The sequence below is a fragment of the Rhodoferax sp. genome (assembly GCF_014859475.1).
Classification (GTDB): Bacteria; Pseudomonadota; Gammaproteobacteria; order Burkholderiales; family Burkholderiaceae_C; genus Rhodoferax.
The window spans coordinates 1-3797 of record NZ_JACUUE010000222.1 but is presented as its reverse complement, the minus strand read 5'-3'; the positions used below and the strand labels follow the sequence as shown (position 1 = coordinate 3797).

Below are 3797 nucleotides of genomic sequence, written 5' to 3'. Positions count from 1 at the left end.
CGCTTCAACCCTCACGCCGCACTGCGGGCAACTCACCCGGCGCATGCGGTACAGTGGCTGTGCCCATGCCCATTACAAGTGTTATGTGTATGTGCAAGCCGGGCACCTGGCACCGGGCTGGACGCGTGACCGGCTGGTGGAAGCCATCAACGCGCAGGGCGTGCCCTGTTTTCAGGGCTCGTGCTCTGAGGTGTACCAGGAAAAAGCCTTTGACAACACCGGCTGGCGGCCCGCAGAGCGCTTGCCCGTGGGGCGCGAGTTGGGTGAAACAGCCCTGATGTTTTTGGTGCACGCCACCTTGTCGCAAGCCGACCTTGACAAAACCTGTGAGGTGATTGGGCAGGTGATGCAAGAGGCGGGTTGTTGAGAAATGCAATGAATGCCAACAGTCGTCGGCGCCTTGTGGGAGCGGCGCCCTCGCCGCGATTGCCCCCAACAGCCATCGGCCCGAGGCGGGCCTCCCACAGGGTTTCCGAAATGAATTGACATCGTACGGTCAATGGCCGTACGATAATAGCGCCCAACTTCCAGGAAATCTACATGCAAACAGCCACAGTCAAATCTGCCCGTATGGAGTTAAAGACGACGCATGCTGCCAAAGAGCTGTTGAGCCAGGCGGCAGCTTTGGATGGCATGGATCTCACCGCGTTTGTGCTTGGTCCGGCAATTGAGAGGGCCCGCAAAGTTGTGTCTGATCACGCCATCATCGCGCTGACAAAAAATGGCCAGGCCACCCTGGCTGGCTTGCTGGCCAAGCCACCCAAACCGACTGAGGCCATGAAACAACTCATGAGCCTGCCTGATTTCCCCGCACACATTGCATGAGTATCGAGTTTTCGTTGTTTGATCCGGCTCAAAAATACGGGGGACGAAAACAATTCGATTGTGGTCACGCCGTCATTAACAAGTTTGTGCATGACAGTTTGGTGACACAGGTCAAAAAGCAGCTAAGCGTGGCTTACGTGCTGACTGAGTCTGATCAAAATGACAGGTTAATCGGCTTTTTTACCATTGCGCATCACGCGCTGGATGCATCGTTGCTTTCCACGCGGCAACTCGGATCTTTGCCACGGCAGGTTCCCTGCGCCCGGTTGATCATGCTCGGCGTGGACCAAGATTTCAAGCACCAAAATTTAGGGTCAAGACTGATGAAGCATGCACTTGCCATCACCAAAAAATCTTCTTCGCTGATGGGTTGTTATGGCCTTTATCTGGATGCTGATCCAGGCGCCGCTGGCTTCTACCAAAAACTGGGCTTCGCATTGCTGGAAGGCAATAAGAGCCCTGAGTCGTCACCCATGTTTATCGCCCTGCGCTCTATTCCTTAAAGGGGCGGATTCAAGTCTGAAGGGTAAAGTGGACCCCATTGTCAAGACAATTTTTCAGTGAATTTAAGCTGGTCCCGTTTTCATCGCAACTGCACGGCGCATGCCTTTTAGTCTTGCAAGGTGTGCAGCGGGATGTCGTGCTCCACGGCCAGGCGTTGCCATTCCGAGCAGGTGTGAGCCGCAACACAGTGTGCGATCGCCTGGTGTGTTGCCGGCTTCATCATCATGGCCGGATGCGTCCATGCCAGCCCCGCCACAGCACACAGGGCTTTGGCAAAGTGCGGCTCCAGCGCCGCCATGGCGACGCGACCATCCAGGCAGGGATAAACCTGGTAACCCGCGTGCCCGCCGCCAATGGGCGTGCCCGGCAGCGTCAGGCTCCAGGCGCGCGGCTGGGCCAGGTGCGCAGCAGCTTCTGACAGGGCGACTTCAAAACGATGCCCCTGGCCGGTTTGCCTTTGCAGCAGCACCGCCTGCAGCACGGCTTCGGTGGCCATCAGCGCGCCACCCATATCGGCATACAGCGTGGCGGGCAAGTCGAGCCCGGTGACCAGGTTGTTTTCTGCCAGATAGGTGAGGTCGTGGCCGGGCGCATCTGCGCGCTTGCCCGCCGCACCGACGATGCTAACCAGCGACAGCGCCGGGTAGCGTGGCCTTAGGCTGCGCCAGTCGAGCCCGAGTTTGCCTAGGGCGCTGGGGCGAAACGAAGTCAATAGCACATCGGCTTTGGCGAGTTCGCGCTGTAGTGTTTTTTGGCCTGCAGCGGTTTTGAGGTCTGCCGCCAGCACGCGAACGCCGGCGTGCAAGGCGTTGTATGCGGTGCGGCTGTAGGCGCTCATGGGGTCGCCGGTGACACCTGCAGGCGCGTTGGACGGGGCAGGGGGCTCGAGCTTGACGCAGTGCGCACCCATGCGCTTGAGCCGCAACAGCGCGGCCGGGCCGGGCAGGTTGAGGCTCAGGCTGAAGATGCGCACGCCCTTGAGGGCTTTTGGTGTTTTGGGTAAGTTGGTCATGGTGTCATGAAGCGGTCTTGATGTGGGCTTATTGTGAAGCACGCGAGGGCATCAGGGGTAAAGCGGGTTTACCATTTGCCGCAGGGTGGGGTGGTTAGAATTACAGGCCAGCAAGGTCGTTCCATCTTGCGTTTTTTGCCGTCCAACATGCGTCTGCATGGGTCTGACGGCGTTGCTAGAAGCGATTTTTTTCGCTCAAGGATTTTCATGAAACGTGTTGATGATTTTCGCCTGAAGTTCGGTCAAAAAGAGTATGTGCCGATCATGGTAGGCGGCATGGGGGTGGACATTTCGACGGCTGAGTTGGCGCTCGAGGCGGCCCGGCTTGGCGGCATTGGCCACATCTCGGATGCCATGGTCAACGATGTCTCTGATCGCCGTTTTGACACCAGCTTTGTCAAGGACAAGACCAAGCAGTACAAGTACAACATCAACAACGCCGATAAATCGGGTGTCAAGTTTGACCTGGACGTGCTGGCAGACGCCACCCGCCGCCACGTGGGTGCCACCATGGAGGCCAAAAAGGGCGACGGCCTGATTTTTGTCAACTGCATGGAAAAGCTCACCATGAACGGCCCGCGCGAGACACTGCAGGTGCGCATGGCCTCGGCACTTGACGCTGGCATTGACGGCATCACCCTGAGCGCGGGTTTGCATCTGGGCTCGTTCGGCCTGATTGCCGAGCACCCGCGTTTTCGCGATGCCAAGCTGGGCATCATCGTCTCAAGCGTGCGCGCCCTGCAGTTGTTCCTGCGCAAAAACGCCCGCCTGAACCGCCTGCCCGACTATGTGATCGTCGAAGGCCCGCTGGCCGGCGGCCATCTTGGCTTTGGCCTGGACTGGGCGCAGTTTGATCTGGCCACCATCATTGCCGAGGTCATCCAGTATTTGAAAAACGAGCAGCTCAACATTCCGGTGATCGCTGCTGGTGGCATTTTTACCGGCAGCGATGCGGTGGAGTTCCTGGAAATGGGCTCGGCGGCAGTGCAAGTCGCCACGCGTTTTACCGTGGCCAACGAATGCGGCTTACCGGCCGATGTGAAGCAGGATTACTACCGCGCCAACGAGGATGACATCGAGGTCAACACCATTTCACCCACGGGTTACCCGATGCGCATGCTCAAGGGCTCGCCCGCCATTGGCGATGGCATTCGGCCGGGTTGCGAGTCGTATGGTTATTTGCTCGATGGCAATGGCAATTGCGCCTACATCACGTCGTACAACCGGGAACTGGCGCTACATCCTGATGGCAAGAACATATCGGTCAAGGACAAAACCTGCCTGTGCACCCAAATGCGAAATTTCAAATTGTGGACTTGTGGGCATTACACCTACCGGCTCAAGGACACGACCACCCGCAATGCGGATGGCACCTACAAAACACTCAGTGCCGAGCATATTTTCAAGGACTACCAGTACAGCGTCGATCACCAGATCGCGCTACCCGTCTGACTAA

4 protein-coding genes and 1 pseudogene are annotated in these 3797 nt (G+C 57.9%); 4 read left to right on the top strand and 1 reads right to left on the bottom strand.

The window, feature by feature from the left end:
- From IBX54_RS13370 to IBX54_RS13360, 3 genes and pseudogenes are all read left to right on the top strand, one after another.
- A pseudogene (locus tag IBX54_RS13370) lies at positions 1-367 on the top strand (aminotransferase); the annotation flags it as partial.
- Positions 368-540: 173 nt separating this feature from the next.
- Positions 541-825: a DUF1778 domain-containing protein gene (locus tag IBX54_RS13365; RefSeq protein WP_296543152.1), complete on the top strand. Its 285-nt coding sequence runs from the start codon at positions 541-543 to the stop codon at positions 823-825.
- Positions 822-1328: a GNAT family N-acetyltransferase gene (locus IBX54_RS13360; protein WP_296543151.1), complete on the top strand. Its 507-nt coding sequence runs from the start codon at positions 822-824 to the stop codon at positions 1326-1328. The genes IBX54_RS13365 and IBX54_RS13360 overlap by 4 nt, the downstream gene beginning before the upstream one ends.
- A gap of 107 nt (positions 1329-1435) precedes the next feature.
- Here IBX54_RS13360 and IBX54_RS13355 read toward each other — a convergent pair whose 3' ends face one another.
- Complete coding sequence (locus IBX54_RS13355; protein WP_296543150.1) at positions 1436-2341, bottom strand: CoA transferase; 906 nt, start codon at positions 2339-2341, stop codon at positions 1436-1438.
- A gap of 207 nt (positions 2342-2548) precedes the next feature.
- Between IBX54_RS13355 and IBX54_RS13350 the strand changes: the two genes are divergently transcribed.
- Positions 2549-3793 (top strand): nitronate monooxygenase, encoded by a 1245-nt coding sequence (locus IBX54_RS13350; protein ID WP_296543149.1) that lies wholly within the window; start codon positions 2549-2551, stop codon positions 3791-3793.
- The last annotated feature ends 4 nt before the right edge of the window (positions 3794-3797 follow it).

Coding starts and splice junctions, on each gene's coding strand:
- IBX54_RS13350 (WP_296543149.1), top strand. CDS start 2,549: ATGAAACGTGTTGATGATTTTCGCCTGAAGTTCGGTCAAAAAGAGTAT.
- IBX54_RS13360 (WP_296543151.1), top strand. CDS start 822: ATGAGTATCGAGTTTTCGTTGTTTGATCCGGCTCAAAAATACGGGGGA.
- IBX54_RS13365 (WP_296543152.1), top strand. CDS start 541: ATGCAAACAGCCACAGTCAAATCTGCCCGTATGGAGTTAAAGACGACG.
- IBX54_RS13355 (WP_296543150.1), bottom strand. CDS start 2,341: ATGACCAACTTACCCAAAACACCAAAAGCCCTCAAGGGCGTGCGCATC.